At 74.9% G+C, this 16,299-nt stretch carries 16 protein-coding genes; 9 read left to right on the top strand and 7 right to left on the bottom strand.

The genetic code is table 11. The annotated features are described in order from the left end of the window. Window positions 1-2 precede the first annotated feature (2 nt). Window positions 3-677 (top strand): alpha/beta hydrolase, encoded by a 675-nt coding sequence (locus ACI789_RS02030; protein ID WP_457006474.1) that lies wholly within the window; start codon window positions 3-5, stop codon window positions 675-677. Between the two features lie 99 nt (window positions 678-776). Here ACI789_RS02030 and ACI789_RS02035 read toward each other — a convergent pair whose 3' ends face one another. Further along, a complete protein-coding gene (locus tag ACI789_RS02035) occupies window positions 777-2,201 on the bottom strand; it encodes an NAD(P)/FAD-dependent oxidoreductase (protein ID WP_457006475.1) in 1,425 nt (474 codons plus the stop codon). A gap of 119 nt (window positions 2,202-2,320) precedes the next feature. Here ACI789_RS02035 and ACI789_RS02040 point away from each other — a divergent pair, with 119 nt between their 5' ends. Continuing rightward, a complete protein-coding gene (locus tag ACI789_RS02040) occupies window positions 2,321-2,992 on the top strand; it encodes an alpha/beta fold hydrolase (RefSeq protein ID WP_457006476.1) in 672 nt (223 codons plus the stop codon). On the opposite strand, the gene ACI789_RS02045 is transcribed toward ACI789_RS02040, so the two are convergent. Continuing rightward, a complete protein-coding gene (locus ACI789_RS02045) occupies window positions 2,963-3,406 on the bottom strand; it encodes a hypothetical protein (protein WP_457006477.1) in 444 nt (147 codons plus the stop codon). The genes ACI789_RS02040 and ACI789_RS02045 overlap by 30 nt on opposite strands. A gap of 397 nt (window positions 3,407-3,803) precedes the next feature. Here ACI789_RS02045 and ACI789_RS02050 point away from each other — a divergent pair, with 397 nt between their 5' ends. The 6 genes from ACI789_RS02050 to ACI789_RS02075 all read left to right on the top strand — a co-directional run bounded on the left by ACI789_RS02050 (window position 3,804) and on the right by ACI789_RS02075 (window position 11,383). Continuing rightward, window positions 3,804-4,967: an ROK family protein gene (locus ACI789_RS02050; RefSeq protein ID WP_457006478.1), complete on the top strand. Its 1,164-nt coding sequence runs from the start codon at window positions 3,804-3,806 to the stop codon at window positions 4,965-4,967. 226 nt (window positions 4,968-5,193) lie between these two features. Further along, window positions 5,194-6,750 carry a sugar ABC transporter ATP-binding protein gene (locus ACI789_RS02055; RefSeq protein WP_457006479.1) on the top strand — a complete coding sequence of 519 codons (1,557 nt, stop codon included), beginning with the start codon at window positions 5,194-5,196 and terminating at the stop codon, window positions 6,748-6,750. Next, a complete protein-coding gene (locus tag ACI789_RS02060) occupies window positions 6,747-7,934 on the top strand; it encodes an ABC transporter permease (protein WP_457006480.1) in 1,188 nt (395 codons plus the stop codon). The genes ACI789_RS02055 and ACI789_RS02060 overlap by 4 nt, the downstream gene beginning before the upstream one ends. A gap of 125 nt (window positions 7,935-8,059) precedes the next feature. Further along, window positions 8,060-9,112, top strand: a complete 1,053-nt coding sequence (locus ACI789_RS02065; RefSeq protein ID WP_457006481.1) for a substrate-binding domain-containing protein — start codon at window positions 8,060-8,062, stop codon at window positions 9,110-9,112. Between the two features lie 65 nt (window positions 9,113-9,177). Continuing rightward, window positions 9,178-10,362 (top strand): Gfo/Idh/MocA family protein, encoded by a 1,185-nt coding sequence (locus tag ACI789_RS02070; RefSeq protein ID WP_457006482.1) that lies wholly within the window; start codon window positions 9,178-9,180, stop codon window positions 10,360-10,362. Window positions 10,363-10,375: 13 nt separating this feature from the next. Beyond that, window positions 10,376-11,383, top strand: a complete 1,008-nt coding sequence (locus tag ACI789_RS02075) for a sugar phosphate isomerase/epimerase family protein (RefSeq protein ID WP_457006483.1) — start codon at window positions 10,376-10,378, stop codon at window positions 11,381-11,383. Window positions 11,384-11,474: 91 nt separating this feature from the next. Here the strand turns inward: ACI789_RS02075 and ACI789_RS02080 are convergent, their stop codons facing one another. The 3 genes from ACI789_RS02080 to ACI789_RS02090 form a co-directional block, all read right to left on the bottom strand. Continuing rightward, complete coding sequence (locus tag ACI789_RS02080; RefSeq protein ID WP_457006484.1) at window positions 11,475-11,960, bottom strand: cupredoxin domain-containing protein; 486 nt, start codon at window positions 11,958-11,960, stop codon at window positions 11,475-11,477. Window positions 11,961-12,113: 153 nt separating this feature from the next. Then, window positions 12,114-13,028 (bottom strand): alpha/beta hydrolase family protein, encoded by a 915-nt coding sequence (locus ACI789_RS02085; RefSeq protein WP_457006485.1) that lies wholly within the window; start codon window positions 13,026-13,028, stop codon window positions 12,114-12,116. Window positions 13,029-13,030: 2 nt separating this feature from the next. Next, window positions 13,031-13,378, bottom strand: coding sequence for a hypothetical protein (locus ACI789_RS02090; protein WP_457006486.1), 348 nt, complete (start codon window positions 13,376-13,378; stop codon window positions 13,031-13,033). 55 nt (window positions 13,379-13,433) lie between these two features. Here ACI789_RS02090 and ACI789_RS02095 point away from each other — a divergent pair, with 55 nt between their 5' ends. After that, window positions 13,434-13,964, top strand: a complete 531-nt coding sequence (locus ACI789_RS02095; RefSeq protein WP_457006487.1) for a helix-turn-helix domain-containing protein — start codon at window positions 13,434-13,436, stop codon at window positions 13,962-13,964. Between the two features lie 74 nt (window positions 13,965-14,038). On the opposite strand, the gene ACI789_RS02100 is transcribed toward ACI789_RS02095, so the two are convergent. Further along, window positions 14,039-14,542 carry a hypothetical protein gene (locus ACI789_RS02100; protein WP_457006488.1) on the bottom strand — a complete coding sequence of 168 codons (504 nt, stop codon included), beginning with the start codon at window positions 14,540-14,542 and terminating at the stop codon, window positions 14,039-14,041. Between the two features lie 104 nt (window positions 14,543-14,646). Further along, entirely contained in the window at window positions 14,647-16,278 is a 1,632-nt protein-coding gene (locus tag ACI789_RS02105; RefSeq protein ID WP_457006489.1) for a DEAD/DEAH box helicase, read from the bottom strand. Between the last annotated feature and the right edge of the window lie 21 nt (window positions 16,279-16,299).

Below are 16,299 nucleotides of genomic sequence, written 5' to 3' on the forward strand. Positions count from 1 at the left end.
CGGTGGACCTGCGGCCGGCGGCGGACGGGCGCCTGCAGAGCCGGCCGTCGGCCGCGGCGCCCGGGAAGCCGTTCCCGGCCGGGACGGTCTCGCTCGGCCTGGACGCACGGGCCGAGGCGCTGCTGGCCGTGCCGGACCGCGCGCCCGGCCCGCGGCCCCTGCTGGTGTTCTGCCACGGCGCCGGGGGCACCTCCGCGCAGAGCCTCGCGGCGGTCGGTGACGTCGCCGCGCGCCGGGGCGTGCTAGTGCTGGCGACCACGTCGGTGGGCCGCACGTGGGACCTCATCGCCGGGGGACTCGGCCGGGACGTCGCGCTGCTCGACGCCGCCCTCGAGCGCGTCTTCGCCGCCCAGCCGGTGAGCCGGGTCGCCGTCGGCGGGTTCTCCGACGGGGCGTCCTACGCGCTGTCCCTCGGACTGGCCAACGGGGACGTCGTCGACGCCGTCCTGGCCTTCTCGCCGGGCTTCGTCGCCCCGCCCGGCCGCGCCGGCCGGCCGCGCATCTGGATCTCCCACGGCACCGCCGACCGCGTGCTCCCCGTCGACCGGTGCGGACGGCGGGTGTCCCGGCTGCTCGCCGACTCCGGCTACGACGTCACCTACGAGGAGTTCGCCGGCGGGCACGTGGTGACACCCGACCTCGTCTCCGCCGCGCTCGACCACTGGCTGGACGACTGAGCCGCCGCCTCGAGACGCCGAACCCCGGACGCGGTGTGTGCACTCATCGTGGTCCGACGGGGCCGATGGCCACGACGGGTGCACACACCGCGGACCGGCTCAGGCGGACCTGCGCTCGGTGACGTCCACGTCGGGCGCGGCGTCGTCCTTGGGGCCGCCGGTCTTGGACACCGAGAAGCCCGGCCCCAGGTGCTCCAGTGCCAGCCGGCCGTAGACCTGCTGCTGGGTGGCGACCCGCTCGGCCCGCCCGCGGCCGAGGAAGCTGACCATCCAGTGCAGCACCGTGGTGAGCCGGTTCTTGAACCCGACGATGTACATCAGGTGGACGACCAGCCACAGCACCCAGGCGATGAAGCCCTGGAACTTCAGCTTGCCGATGTCGGCGACCGCGGAGAACCGGGAGATGGTCGCCATCGAGCCCTTGTCCGTGTAGCGGAACGGGCCCCTGGGCTCGCGGCCGGCGAGCTTGCGCTTGATCTGGTCGGCGGCGTACCGGCCGCCCTGGATGGCGACCTGCGCGACACCCGGCAGCCGGTCCAGGCTCATCATGTCGCCGACGACGTGCACCTCGGGGTGGCCGGGCAGGGTGAGGTCCGGCTGGACCGAGACCCGGCCGGCGCGGTCCACCTCGGCGCCGGACTGCTCACCGAGCATCCGGCCCAGCGGGGAGGCCTGGACGCCGGCCGCCCAGATCTTGGTGGCCGCCTGGATGCGCCGGGTCTGCCCGTCGGCGTCCTTGACCTCGAGTCCGTTGGCGTCGACGTCGGTGACCATCGCGCCCAGCTGGACCTCCACGCCGATCCGGTTGAGCTGGCGGCGGGCGCGGTCACCGAGCTTCTCCCCGAACGACGGCAGGACGGCGGGGGCGGCGTCGAGCAGGATGACCCGCGCCTGGGTCGGGTCGATGTTGCGGAAGTCCCGGTGCAGGGTCCGGTGGGCCAGCTCGGCGATCTGCCCGGCCATCTCGACCCCGGTCGGGCCGGCGCCGACGACGACGAACGTGAGCAGCCGGTCGACCTCGGCCGGGTCGGTGGCCAGCTCGGCCAGCTCGAAGGCGCCGAAGATCCGCCCGCGCAGCTCGAGGGCGTCGTCGATGCTCTTCATGCCGGGGGCGAACTCGGCGAACCGGTCGTTGCCGAAGTAGGACTGCCCGGCCCCGGCGGCGACGATCAGCTCGTCGTAGTGGTGCACGGTGCGGCGGCCGAGGATGGTCGAGGTGACGGTGCGGTTGGCCAGGTCGATGTCGGTGACCTCGCCGAGCGCCACGCGGGCGTTCTTCTGCCCGCGCAGGATCTCGCGGGTGGGCGGGGCGATCTCGCCCTCGCTGAGGATGCCGGTGGCGACCTGGTAGAGCAGCGGCTGGAACAGGTGGTGGCTGGTCTTGGCGACCAGGGTGACCTCGACCGGCGCGTTCCGCAGCGCCCGGGCGGCGAACAGGCCACCGAATCCCGAGCCGATGATGACGACCCTGGGACGGTCGGACGGGGGAGTGCCGACGGGTTCGGTCGCAGGTGATGTCGTCATGACGAATGAGTCTCCCATCCCGCCGTCTCGGAACCGTGTGCGGCCCCGAGGGATGCAGGCCACAGTCTGGCCCTACCCGTCGAGCGGCGCCTCACGCGGCGGGCAGGTAGACCGTTGACGTGGAGGTCCCCACGGTCCGGCCGGTGCTCGTCCCCGGGCTGGGCCTCGACGCCCGGTCCTCGGCGCGGCTGCGCCGGCTGCTGCCCGGCGAGGTGGTCGTCCTGCCCGGCATGGGCCGCGCCGCGCCGGTCCCACCGCTGGACGACCTGGCCGCCCGGCTGCGGGACCGGCTCGGGACCGGACCGGTGGTGCTCGTCGGTCACTCGCAGAGCTGCCAGGTCGTGGCCGCCGCGGCGGCCGATCCGCGCGTGGCCGGGCTCGTGCTGCTCGGGCCCACCACCGACCCCCGGCTGCGGTCGGCCCCGGTGCTGGCCCGGCGGTGGCTCGGGACGGCGCTGGGCGAGCCGTGGTGGCAGGTGCCCCTGGTCCTCGCCCAGTGGTGGCACACCGGCCCCCGGGCCATGCGGCAGCTGTGGCGGGCAGCCGCGCCGGACCGGATCGACGTCCGGCTGCGCGGCACCGGCGTGCCGGTGACCGTCGTCCGCGGCACCCGCGACCGGCTGTGCCCGCACGCCTGGGCCGCCGCCGTGGCCGCCGCCGCGCCGCTCGGCCGGCTGGTCGAGGTGCCGGGCGCGGCGCACATGACCGTGCAGACCCACCCGCGGGAGGTCGCGGCCGTGCTGCGCGAGGCGGTGGACGGGTCAGCCGCCGGCGGCGTCCGGGTCGGGTGACGGGCCGGCCGGCTCTCCCTGCGCCATCGGCCGCGACGCCGGCCGGCCGGGGATCCGGGCGGCGACCGGTGCCGTGTGCTGGGCGACCCAGGTGCCGGCGGCCACCGCCAGCGCCACCGGCCACTCGAGCGCGCCCATCGCGCCCGCGGCCGCGACGCCGCCGTAGAAGACGACCTTCTGGAACGTGCCGCGGTCCCGCGGTGCCGCCGGCGGCGCGGCCGTGGGTGCGGGGGCGGCCGGCAGCGGGCCGACGGTGATCGTGACCAGCGGCAGGCGGACGGTGAGGGTGCGCGGCGCCTGTACCTGGGGAGCCGGCTCGGCGGTCCTCGGCGCGGGGACGGCCGTGGCGGTGCGGCCGGACTTCCCCGCCTGGTCCCGCTCCGTGGTGCTCCGCGGCTGCCTGGTCTCGGTCATCCCGGTCCCTCCCGGCGTGCGGGTCGGCCACCGGCCGGGCCTGCGTGCTCCGTCCCGGCGGCGCGGCGTGGAGGGCTCTTGCCTACTCGCCGTCCGGCCGGCGGGCAACCGTCCCGACCCCGGGGCGCGGGCTCAGGTCGCGGGGGTGCGCAGCACACGCCGGACGCCGGCGACCAGCAGGGCGATGAGAGCGGCCGCAACCGCCTCGGTGAGCACGGCGAGCAGGATGTCGGACACGGGCGCTCCCAGCCGGTGGAGGGACGCCCCAGGATCGGCCGCGTCCGGGGAACCGCGGGGGGCCGGTCGGTGAACAGTCGGCCACGAGCGGACGCCGGGAGCGGGTGAGCCGCGGCTCCGGACGCCGGGAGAGCGTGCGGGTCCGTGCCACCATGACCACATGGCGCACACCTCTGCCTCCGCCGGAGCGCTGCTGCGTCACGTGCGGACCGGCCGGGCGCGCAGCCGCGCCGAGCTGGTCGTGCTCACCGGCGCCTCGCGGAACACCGTCAGTGCCCGGGTCGACCAGCTGATCGCCGCCAACCTCCTGGAGGAGGGCGGGCGCGGCGGGAGCACGGGCGGGCGGCCGCCGACCCTGCTGCAGTTCAACAGCCGGGCCGGGTGCGTGCTCGCCGTCGACCTCGGCGTCACGAGCGTCGACGTCGCCGTCACCGACCTGTCCGCGCAGATCCTCGCCACCGCCGGCCACGACATCGACGTCGCCGAGGGGCCCGGCCCCGTGCTCGCCGAGGTGGACCGGCTGGCGGAGAAGGTGCTCGCCGAGGCCGGCCTGACACCGGCCGACGTCTGCGCCGTCGGGGTGGGCGTCCCGGGCCCGGTGGAGCACTCGACCGGGCGGCCCTCGCACCCGCCGATCATGCCGGGCTGGCACGACTACCCGATCCCCAGCGCCTTCGGCCGCTACGAGTGCCCGGTGTTCGTGGACAACGACGTCAACGTGATGGCCCTCGGGGAGATGGGGGTCGGCGGCTCGGTCCAGGACGTGCTCGTCGTCAAGGTCGGCACCGGGATCGGCTGTGGCGTGATCGTCGACGGCCACGTCTACCGCGGCGCCCAGGGCAGCGCCGGCGACATCGGGCACATCCAGATCCCCCGGCCCGACGGGCGCACGGTCGTCTGCCGCTGTGGCCAGGAGAACTGCCTGGAGGCGATCGCCGGCGGCGGGGCGCTGCTGCGGGACGCCGTCGCCGCGGGGCTGCCGGTGACCACGACGCGGGACCTGGTGCGGCTGGCCGTCCAGGGGAACGGCCCGGCGCTGGAGCTGGTCCGGGACGCCGGCCGCACCATCGGCACCGTGCTCGCGGCGCTGGTCAACTTCTTCAACCCGCACCGCATCGTGGTGACCGGTGGCGTGGCCCGGGCCGGCGTCCCCCTGCTGGCGGGCATCCGCGAGGCCGTCTACCGCCGGTCGATGCCGCTGGCCGCCCGGGCGCTGGAGATCACCGTCAGCGAGGCCCCCGACCTCTCCGGCCGGGTCGGCGCGGCGCTGATGGCCATCGAGGGCTACCTCGACGACGAGTCCGTCCAGGCCCTGGCCCGCTAGGGCCCCCCGGCCCCGCCCGCCGCTCCGAGGCGTGTCGCGCACCCTCCGCGGCCGCCGCGTGCCAGCGGAACGTCTCGGTTCGACAACACCCGTGACGTGGCCTTGACCACACCTGCGCCGGGACATATGTTCCACGCTGAACCGACTAATGGTCAGCGTTGAGCAAAAGTCCGGGTGGTGACGCCGTGTCCTCGGTCCTTCCTCCGACTCCCAGCGGGTGTCGGTCGTGACGGCCCCGCTGCTGGAGATGCACGGGATCGTCAAGACCTTCCCGGGGGTCCGGGCGCTCGACGGCGTCGACCTCGACGTCCGCGCCGGAGAGGTGCACTGCCTCCTCGGCCAGAACGGCGCCGGCAAGTCCACGCTGATCAAGGTCCTGGCCGGCGCGCACCAGCCCGACGCCGGGCGCATCTCCTGGCGCGGGGAGCCGGTCGACCTGGCCACGCCGCAGGCCGCCATGTCGCTGGGCATCGCGACCATCTACCAGGAGCTGGACCTGGTGGCCGGGCTGACCGTCGCCGACAACGTCTTCCTCGGGCGGGAGTTCTCCCGGCTGGGCATCACCCGGCCGGCCGAGGCCAACCGGACCGCCAGTGAGCTCCTCACCCGCCTCGGCCACCCGGAGATCCGGCCGACGGCGGAGGTCGGGTCGCTGTCGGCCGCGTCCCAGCAGATGGTCAGCATGGCCCGGGCGCTGTCCCAGGACGCGAGGCTGATCGTCATGGACGAGCCGTCCGCCGTCCTCGACAACGAGGAGGTCGAGCGGCTGTTCGCGGTCATCCGCGAGCTGCAGGCCTCCGACGTCGCCGTCGTCTACATCTCCCACCGGCTCGAGGAGATCCGCACGATCGGCGACCGGATCACCGTGCTCAAGGACGGCCGCACCGTCGCCACCGGGCTCCCGGCCCGCGAGACGCCGACCCGCGAGGTCATCACGCTGATGACCGGCCGCACCATCGAGTACGTCTTCCCGGAGCGGCGGGCACTGCCGCACACGGACGAGGCGCCGCTGCTGGAGGTCGAGGGGCTGGGCCTGCGCGACTCCTTCAGCGACGTGTCGTTCCGCGTCCGCCCCGGCGAGATCGTGGGCCTGGCCGGCCTGGTCGGCTCCGGCCGCTCGGAGATCCTCGAGACCGTCTTCGGCGCCCGGCACGCCACCACCGGCACCGTCCGGGTGGGCGGTCGCCGGCTGCGCCCCGGGGACGTCGGCGGCGCGGTGGCCGCGGGGGTGGGCCTGGCCCCGGAGGAGCGCAAGAGCCAGGCCCTGCTGCTCGGCGAGTCGGTGTACCGCAACATCAGCATCTCCAGCCTGGCCCGCTTCGCCCGCGCCGGCTTCCTGTCCGGGGCGTCGGAGAAGGACGCCGCCCGGCAGCAGGTCGAGTCGCTGGACGTGCGGCCCGCCGACGTCGACCGCGAGGTCCGCACGCTGTCCGGCGGCAACCAGCAGAAGGTCGTCCTGGCCCGCTGGCTGCTGCGCGACTGCCGGGTGCTGCTGCTCGACGAGCCCACCCGCGGGGTGGACGTGGGCGCCCGCTCGGAGATCTACGCGCTGATCCGGGACCTGGCCGACCGCGGCGTCGCGGTCGTCGTCGTCTCCAGCGAGATCCCGGAGGTCCTCGGGCTGGCCGACCGCGTCCTGGTCGTCGCCGAGGGCCGGGTGCTCGCCGAGGAACCGGCCGACGCGCTCGACGAGCACCGCGTGCTCGACCTGGTCATGGAGGGGATCGGCCACCGGGGCGCCCCCCTTCCCGGAACAACGCAGCACGAAGGGGACGTGGCATGAGCGGGAGCACCACCGCGACGACGGGGGGAGCGGCGAACACGGCCGCGGGCCCGGCGGCGCGCGGCCGGAACGGCGGGGGACCGGGCTTCATGTCCGGCCCGGTCGGCCGCAACCTCGGTCTGGTCGTCGCCTTGGTCATCCTGTGCATCGTCGGCGTGGTCACCGCCGGCGACCGGTTCGCCAGCGTCGACAACGTGCTGACGATCCTGCGGCTGGCCGCGGTCATCGGCGTGGTCAGCATCGGCATGACGTTCGTGATCATCGGCGGGGGCATCGACCTGTCGGTCGGCGCGCTGGTCGCCCTGTCCTCGGTGTGGGCCACCACGCTGGCCACCCAGCAGATGGCCGAGGACTTCCACTGGATCGTCATGGTGTTCACCGCGATCGTCGTCGGCTCGGTCGCCGGGCTGGTCAACGGCGTGGTCATCGCCTACGGAAAGCTCGCCGCCTTCATCGCCACCCTGGCCATGCTGGCCGCGGCCCGCGGCCTGGCGGAGATCATCGCCAACCGGCGGACGCAGATCATCCAGGACCGCGCCTTCCTCGACTTCTTCGCCGGCAGCATCCTCGGCGTCCCGACGCTGGTGATCATCTTCGCGCTGGTCGCGATCGCGGGATGGGTGCTGCTCAACCGCACCACGTTCGGCCGACGCACCTTCGCCGTCGGCGGCAACGCCGAGGCCGCGCGCCTGGCCGGCATCCGCGTGCAGCGGCACACGGTCAAGCTCTACGTCCTGTCGGGCATCACGTGCGGCATCGCGGCGGTCATGATCATGGCCCGGACGACGACCGGCAGCTCCACCCACGGCACCCTGTACGAGCTCGACGCGATCGCCGCGGTGGTCATCGGCGGCACGCTGCTCATCGGTGGCCGCGGCACCATCGTCGGCACCGTCCTGGGCGTGCTGATCTTCACCACGCTCGGCAACGTCTTCACGCTGAACAACCTGTCCAGCTCGGCGCAGGCGGTCGCCCGCGGCGTGATCATCGTGCTCGCCGTCCTGCTGCAGCAGCGCCTGGCCACCGGCGGTTTCAGCTTCCGCCGTCCGACCGCGGGCAGACCCGCGGCCGGCACCCCGGCCGTGGCGGGAGCGCCGGCCGGCGCGGCGTCCGGCGGGACCACGGCGGACGGCGGCCCCGGCGGGACCGGCCCCGGCGCGGCACCGGACCGCCCCTCGACGTGACCGGTGCGCCGCGGGGGCGCGCACCGGTCCGCACCACCCCACCGGGCTCCCGGCCCGTTGGGCGCACCAGCACCCGACAGACCACCTGGCCAGAGCAGCCAGTGAGGCCCATCCGAGGAGAGAACATGTCCGCAGCGAGGCAGCGTCCGTTCCGCCGCCTGTCCTACACCGCGATCGCCCTGGTCGGTGCCGGCGCCCTCGTGGCCGGCTGCACCAGCAACACGCCGGAGAGCTCCGGGGAGGAGGGCGGCAACAACGCCGCCAGCCCCAACGACGAGGCCGGCGAGACGGTCCGCATCGGCTTCTCCGCGCCGGCCGCCGACCACGGCTGGATGGCGGGCATCAGCCAGGCCGCGCAGGCCGAGGCCGATCGCTACGAGGACGTCGAGCTGAGCATCGCCGAGGGCACCAACGACGTCAGCACCCAGATCAGCCAGGTCGAGACCTTCATCAACGAGGGGGTCGACGCGATCGTGCTGCTGCCCTTCGACGGCGCCGCACTGACCCCCGTCGCGCTGCGGGCCATGGAGGCCGGCATCCCGGTCATCAACGTCGACCGCGAGTTCAACAGCCCGTTCGCCGCCCAGGCCACCGTCCTCGGCGACAACTACGGCATGGGTGTCTCGGCCGGCCAGTACATCTGCGGGCAGCTGGGCGACCAGCCCGACGCGGTCGTCGCGGAGATCGCCGGCATCGACTCGCTGCCGCTGACGCAGGACCGCAGCCAGGGCTTCGCCGACGCGCTGACCGAGTGCGGCCTCAACGTCGACAACCGGGTGGCGGCGGACTTCACCGTCGAGGGCGGCGAGGAGGCGGCGGCCAACCTGCTCCAGGCCGCCCCGCAGATCGACGCGATCTGGAACCACGACGACGACCAGGGCGTCGGCGTCCTGGCCGCCATCAACAACGCCGGCCGCAGCGAGTTCTTCATGGTCGGCGGCGCGGGCTCCGCGAACGCGATGCGCGAGATCCAGTCCGGCGACTCGGTGCTCCAGGCGACCGTCATCTACCCGCACACCCAGGCTGCGGACGGGATCGCGCTCGCCCGGCTCATCGCGCAGGGCAAGAGCCTGTCCGACCTCACGTCCCAGGGCGTGCCGCAGCGGATCGTGCTCGACGCACCGGTCGTCACCACGGAGAACGTCGACCAGTACATCGACGCCGCCTTCGAGTCCTGACCGCTGACGCGGGGTCGCCGGAGCCCGGTGCTCCGGCGACCCCGCTCCACCCCCGGAGCGACCGCATGACCTCCACCCTCGGCACACCCCCTCTGCGCGTGGCCCTGATCGGCTACGCCTTCATGGGCGCCGCCCACTCCCAGGCCTGGCGCACCGCCCCCCACTTTTTCGAGCTGCCCCTGCGACCGGAGCTGACCGTGCTCGCCGGCCGGGACGCCGCCCGTGTCGCCGACGCCGCCGGCCGGCTGGGCTGGTCGAGCACCGAGACCGACTGGCACCGGGTCGTCGAGCGGTCCGACGTCGACCTGGTCGACGTCTGCACCCCCGGTGACACGCACGCCGAGATCGCCATCGCCGCCCTCGAGGCCGGCAAGCACGTGCTCTGCGAGAAGCCGCTGGCCAACACGGTGGCCGAGGCCGAGGCGATGGCCGAGGCCGCGGCGCGGGCCGCCACCCGCGGCGTCCGCTCGATGGTCGGCTTCACCTACCGCCGCGTGCCGGCCATCGGGCTGGCTCGGCAGCTGGTCGCCGAGGGCCGGATCGGGCAGATCCGGCACGTGCGCGCGCAGTACCTGCAGGACTGGATCGCCGACCCGGCCGCGCCGATGTCGTGGCGGCTGGAGAAGGACAAGGCCGGCTCCGGGGCGCTGGGCGACATCGGCGCGCACATCGTCGACCTCACGCAGTACATCACCGGCGAGCGGCTCACCGGGGTCAGCGCCCTGCTGGAGACCTTCGTCAAGGAGCGGCCGCTGCCGGTGTCCAGCGGCAGCCTCAGCGGCGTCGGCGGCGAGGAGACCGGCGAGGTCACCGTGGACGACGCGGCGGTCTTCCTCGGCCGGTTCTCCGGCGGCGCGCTGGCCAGCTTCGAGGCCACCCGGTTCGCGCTCGGCCGGAAGAACGCCATCCGCATCGAGGTCAACGGCTCGGCCGGCAGCCTGGCCTTCGACTTCGAGGACATGAATGTGCTCGAGTTCTTCGACGGCGCCGAGCCCGCCGCGACCGCCGGCTTCCGCCGGATCATCGTCACCGAGCCCGAGCACCCCTACGTCGCCGCGTGGTGGCCGGCCGGCCACGGCCTCGGCTACGAGCACGGCTTCACCCACCAGGTCGTCGACCTGGTCACCACGATCGCCAAGGGCGAGGACCCCACGCCGTCCTTCGCCGACGGGCTGCAGGTGCAGCGGGTGCTCGACGCCGTCGAGCGCAGCGCGGCCGCGGACTCCGTCTGGACCCCCATCCCCGCCTGAAGGAGGACCTGCGATGCCCCGTCCCGTCACCCTGTTCACCGGCCAGTGGGCCGACCTGCCGTTCGAGGAGGTGGCCCGGCTCGCCTCGGAGTGGGGCTACGACGGCCTGGAGATCGCCTGCTGGGGCGACCACCTCGACGTCGAGCGCGCCGCGAACGACGACGCGTACGTGCAGGAGAAGCTCGACCTGCTCAAGCGCTACAACCTGCAGGTCTTCGCCATCTCGAACCACCTCAACGGCCAGGCCGTCTGCGACGACCCGATCGACGAGCGGCACCGCGGCATGGTGCACCCGCGCGTGTGGGGCGACGGCGACCCCGAGGGCGTCCGGCAGCGGGCGGCCGAGGAGATGAAGACGACCGCCCGCGCGGCCGCGAAGCTCGGCGTCAAGACCGTCGTCGGGTTCACCGGGTCGAAGATCTGGAAGACCGTCGCGATGTTCCCGCCGGTGCCCGAGTCGATGATCGAGGACGGCTACCGCGACTTCGCCGACCGCTGGAACCCGATCCTCGACGTCTTCGACGAGGTCGGTGTGCGGTTCGCCCACGAGGTGCACCCGTCGGAGATCGCCTACGACTACTGGACGACGGTCCGCACGATGGAGGCCATCGGCCACCGGGAGGCCTTCGGCCTGAACTGGGACCCGTCGCACTTCGTGTGGCAGGACCTGGACCCGGTGTCGTTCATCTGGGACTTCAAGGACCGGATCTACCACGTCGACTGCAAGGACGCGAAGAAGCAGGTCGGCAACGGCCGCAACGGCCGGATGGGGTCGCACCTGCCCTGGGCCGACCCGCGGCGCGGCTGGGACTTCGTCTCCACCGGGCACGGCGACGTCCCGTGGGAGGCCTGCTTCCGGATGCTGAACACGATCGGCTACGACGGGCCGATCTCGGTCGAGTGGGAGGACGCCGGCATGGACCGCCTGGTCGGCGCCCCCGAAGCCCTGCAGTTCGTCCGCCGGCTGGCGTTCGACCCGCCCGCGGCCGCCTTCGACGCGGCCTTCGCCAGCGGGAACTGAGAGCCGGGACGGTGGGCGGCGGTCGGGGGCCCGCCGCCCACCGTCCCGGGGCCGGACCGTCGGGGCGCGGCTGCGCGCCGGCGGTGTGCGGTCAGGCGGAGACCGAGACGGGCACCTCCATGCCGTTGGCCCGGTGCTGGCCGACGCCGCAGTAGAAGACGTAGTCGCCCTCCTCGAGGGTCACCTCGAGGGTCGCCGTGCCGCCCGGCTGGAGGACCTCGGTGGCGGCGACGTCCTCGCCGTCCCGCTCGACGACGAAGTCGTGCGGCATGTTGCCGGTGTTGGTGACCTCGAAGGTGTAGGTGCCGGCCGCGAAGGAGTCCTCGGACAGCTCGAAGTCGAAGTCGACGGCGTTCACCGTCACGGTCTCGCTCTCGGCGGCCGGGGCCTCCGCGGACGAGGGCGCCGCAGCCGCGCTGGAGCCGGTGTCGGCGGCGCTGCTGGACGTGCCGCCGGCAGCGGCGCCGGCGTCGTCCTCGCCCCCGCCGCAGGCAGTGAGGCCGACGCCGAGACCGAGGGCGAGGACGGCGGCCGCGGTGCGGCGGGCGGGGCGGGTGGAGCCGGTCAGGCTGAGCACGGGACCTCCTCGGGGCCGGCGGTGACCCCGCCCCGACGGCGGGTACCGCTGTGGCCGCAGATACTGCAACCTTGAAGGACCTCGCCGGTACCCCTTCACAGGGGGTTCACAGGGAGCCGACAGGCCGTCGCCAGGGAGCGGGCCGGGGCCGGTTCACGACGCGGGAACCTGCCGGCACCAGGCCACGACGGTCGCGAGCACCTCAGGGTCGACCGGACGGCGCAGCTCCTCGCGGTAGGCCCGCAGCGAGGCGCGGCCCGGCTGGCGGCGCAGCGTGTGGGTCAGGTCGGCCACGCGGTGCACCTCCACCGGGCCGGGCACGGTCGCGGCGAGGACGTCGAGGTCGGCGGCGGGGACCTGGAGGTCCTTCTCGCCGGTCACCGCCAGCACCGGGACGGTCAGCCGGGCGAGGTCGGCCCGGGGGTCGTGCGCCATGAACTCGCGCGTCCAGCGGGCGTTGACGCGGACGCCGCCGACCCGGGCGACGTCGGTCGTGGTGGCCTTGATCCGCGCGTGGTTGGCGGCGACCTTCGCCTCCAGGTCGGTGCGCAGCAGGCGCAGCAACCCGCGCACCGGTGCGGGCAGCGTGGGTGCGAGCTGCCGGGCCTGCCAGCGCAGCAGTTCCTCGCCGGGGGTGGCGCTCGTCGACAGCAGGACGACGCCGGCGACCGGCTCCCCCCGTGCGGCCAGCGCGGCGGCCAGGAGGGCGCCCTCGCTGTGCCCGGCGACGAGCACCCGGCCGGCGTCGACCTCGGGCCGGGCGGCGAGGGTGTGGAGCGCCCGGGCGAGGTCGTCGACGTTGTCGTGCAGGCCGGCCGCGCGCCAGTCGCCGGGGGTCTCGCCGACGCCGCGCTTGTCGTAGCGCAGCGAGGCCAGGCCGCCCGCCGCGAGGGCGTGCGCGAGCTGTCGGGTGACGTCGAACCGGGCGCGCCGGTGGTTGGAGTCCCGGTCGAGCGGGCCGGACCCGGAGGCGAGGAGCACCGCCGGTGCCGGGAGCGGGGTCGCGGGGAGGGTGAGCGTGCCCGCCAGTGCGGGCTCGCCGGGGACCCGGATGGGCAGGTCGTGCACGCTCAGCGACCCGGGGCGAGGTCGGCGGCCAGCGCGGCGGCGTCGTCGGCACCCACCAGCAGCGTGTCGTACCGCTGGCCGGTCAGCCGGACGCGCACGGCCGGCTGGCCCCGGCGCACCGACACCAGCGACCTCTCGCCGCGCGCCCGCCAGGTGCCGATCTTGCGGACGCCGGGCAGGCCGAGGCCGGGAGCGCGCAGCCCGCGGGCGCCGGCCAGCCCGTCGGGGACCGCCTCTGCCGACGTCACCGACGCGCGCGGCACCTCCAGGTCGCCGAGGAGGCCGAGGACCTTCTCGGCCGTCGTGAGGGTGACGCGGAGGGTCTGCGGAGTGGTGGTCACGGTTGCCATGGCGCTATCATTCTCGAAATCGATACCGTTGTCAAACACGAGAATGGTGGTGGCCGTGGCAACCGCGGACCTGCTGCTGCACCCGGTCCGGCTCCGGATCGTGCAGGCGTTCCTGGGGGAGCGGGTCCTCACCACCGCCGACCTGCGCGCCGAGCTGGCCGACGTCCCGCCGGCGACGCTGTACCGGCACGTCGGGGTGCTGGCTGAGGCGGGCGTGCTCGCGGTGGCGGGGGAGCGGCGGGTGCGCGGCGCGACGGAGCGCAGCTACCGGCTGGTGACCGAGGCGGCCTCGGTGGACGGCGCGACCGCGGCCGCGATGCCGGCCGACGAGCACCGGCGGGCGTTCGCGACCTTCGTCGCCGCGCTGCTGGCGGACTTCGACCGGTACGCCGACCGCGCCGACGGCGGTCGGCTCGACCCCGCCGCCGACGGGGTCGGGTACCGGCAGGTGGCGCTGTGGCTCAGTGACGAGGAGTTCACCGAGCTGGTGACCGAGCTGCGGGCGGCCCTCACCGCCCGCATGGCCAACGAGCCGGCCGGCGCGCGCCGGCGGCGCGTCGTCACCCAGGTGTTCCTGCCCGGGTGACGGCGCGCCCGGGGAGTGGCCGTTCCCGCCCCCGCTCGGGGCACGGCCCGAGCGGGGGCGGGCGGTGTCCTCCCTCAGGCGGCCTCGCGCCGGGCGGCGCGGGCGGCCTTGCGGTTGGCCTTGGCGAGGGTCTTGGCGGCCTTGCGGACCTGTCTCGGCTTGCGGTCGATCGTGCCGCGGGTGAGCAGGCCGACGCCGATGCCGAGCAGCCAGACGTCCTTGGCGATGGCCAGGCCCTCCTGGGTCGGGGCCAGGCTGCCGGGCTTCCGCATCCCCGGGGTGTTGAGGTACAGCCCCAGCAGGCCGCCCGAGAAGCCGGTGAGCACGGCGCCGGCCAGCGCCGTCGGCACGAACGGGGTCAGCAGCGCGGTCCCGACGGCGATCTCGGCGTAGGCCAGGCCCTTCACGAACTGCTGCGGCGGGACGTTCTTCAGGAACGGATAGGTGCCCGACGCGAACCCGTGCAGGCCGGCGGCGGTGGCCTCGTCGGCACCGCGCTTGCCCAGGCCGCTGTTGAGGATGAACGCGCCAGCCGAGATGCGGGGGCCGATCTCGGACAGGGTGATGGGCAGGGCCATGGTGGGGTACCTCGCAGGTCGGGTCGGGCGGTCAGGGGCTCGACCAACCCTGGACGACACCTGCCGTGCCCACCACCCCGGGCGTCAACCGGAGTGGACGGCGGTCAGCGGCCCCCGCGCCGGGACCGGCCGCTGAACGACGCGGCGGAGTGGGTGCCGGCGCGCGCGGCCAGCTCGGCCCGGGTGCGGGCCGGACCCGCGGGCCGACCCGTGCCGCCCCGTCCGCCGGACGTCGCGGCCCCAGCACCCGTCGGAGCCCCGGTCGAACCGGCGCCGGCACCCCCGCCGGACCGGCGGCGCCGGCCGCCGCCCTGGCCCTGCGGCTGGGGAGCCGGCGCCGGGGCGGGCTCGACGTGCGGGGCGGGCGGGCCGGTCAGCGCGGCGATCTCCGGCGCGCCCGGGCGCACCACGCTGACCGTCGGGGTGATGCCGGCCTGCCGGGCGAGGGTGCGCACCTCGCCGGCCTGGTCCTGCGTCGCGACGGTCACGACCGTGCCACCGGCGCCGGCCCGCGCGGTGCGGCCCGAGCGGTGCAGGTAGGCCTTGTGCTCGGCCGGCGGGTCGACGTGGACGACGAGCGCGACGTCGTCCACGTGGATGCCGCGGGCGGCGATGTCGGTCGCGCACAGCACCCGGGTGCTCCCGTTGCTGAAGGCCTCGAGGTTGCGCTCGCGGGCGTTCTGGCTGAGGTTGCCGTGCAGGTCCACCGCCGGCACGCCGGACGCGGTCAGCTGCTTGGCGAGCTTCTTGGCCTGGTGCTTGGTGCGGGTGAACAGCACGCTGCGGCCGAGCCCGGAGGCGAGCTCGCGGACCACGGCGGCCTTGTCCGCGGCCTCGACCCGCAGGACGTGGTGGGTCATCGTCGCGACCGGCGCCACGGCCGGGTCGACCGAGTGGGTGACCGGGTTCGAGAGGTAGCGCTTGACCAGGACGTCGACGCCGTTGTCCAGCGTGGCCGAGAACAGCAGCCGCTGGCCGGTCTTCGGCGTCCGGTCCATGATCCGCTTGACCCCGGGCAGGAAGCCCAGGTCGGCCATGTGGTCGGCCTCGTCGAGGATCGTGATCTCCACGGCGGACAGGTCCGCGTGGCCCTGACCGATGAGGTCCTCGAGCCGGCCGGGGCAGGCGATGACGACGTCGACGCCGGCGGCCAGCGCCTGCACCTGCGGGTTCTGGCCGACGCCGCCGAACACGGTGGTCGCCTTCATGCCCAGGGCGCGGGCGAGCGGGTCGACGGTGGCCAGCACCTGGTTGGCCAGCTCGCGGGTCGGCACCAGCACCAGCGCGCGCGGCCGCCGGGCCTGGCGGCGGCTGTCGGAGGCGGCCAGCCGGGCCACGAGCGGCAGGCTGAAGGCGAGCGTCTTGCCCGAGCCGGTGCGGCCCCGGCCGAGGACGTCGCGCCCGGACAGCGAGTCCGGCAGCGTGGCCACCTGGATGGGGAACGGCGCGGTGATGCCGCTGGCGGCGAGCACCTCGACCAGCGGCGCGGGGACGCCGAGCGCGGCGAAGGTGGTGTCGGTGGCCACGACGGTGGCGGGGGCGCCGGCGGGGACGACGGCCGGGGCGACGTCCACCGGGGCGAGGTCCACCGCGGCGGCGGCGGCCGGCGCGGATCGGGTCGGCTCGGCGACGGGGGAGGCCGGACGGGCGGCGCCGGAGCGGCCGCGGCCGCGGCTGCCGCGACGGCGACGGCCGGCGCTGTCGCGGGCAGGGGTGGACGGGTCGTGCGAGGTCATTCGGTCTTCCTGACGGTCGGG

This window comes from Geodermatophilus sp. SYSU D00965, from assembly GCF_054050075.1.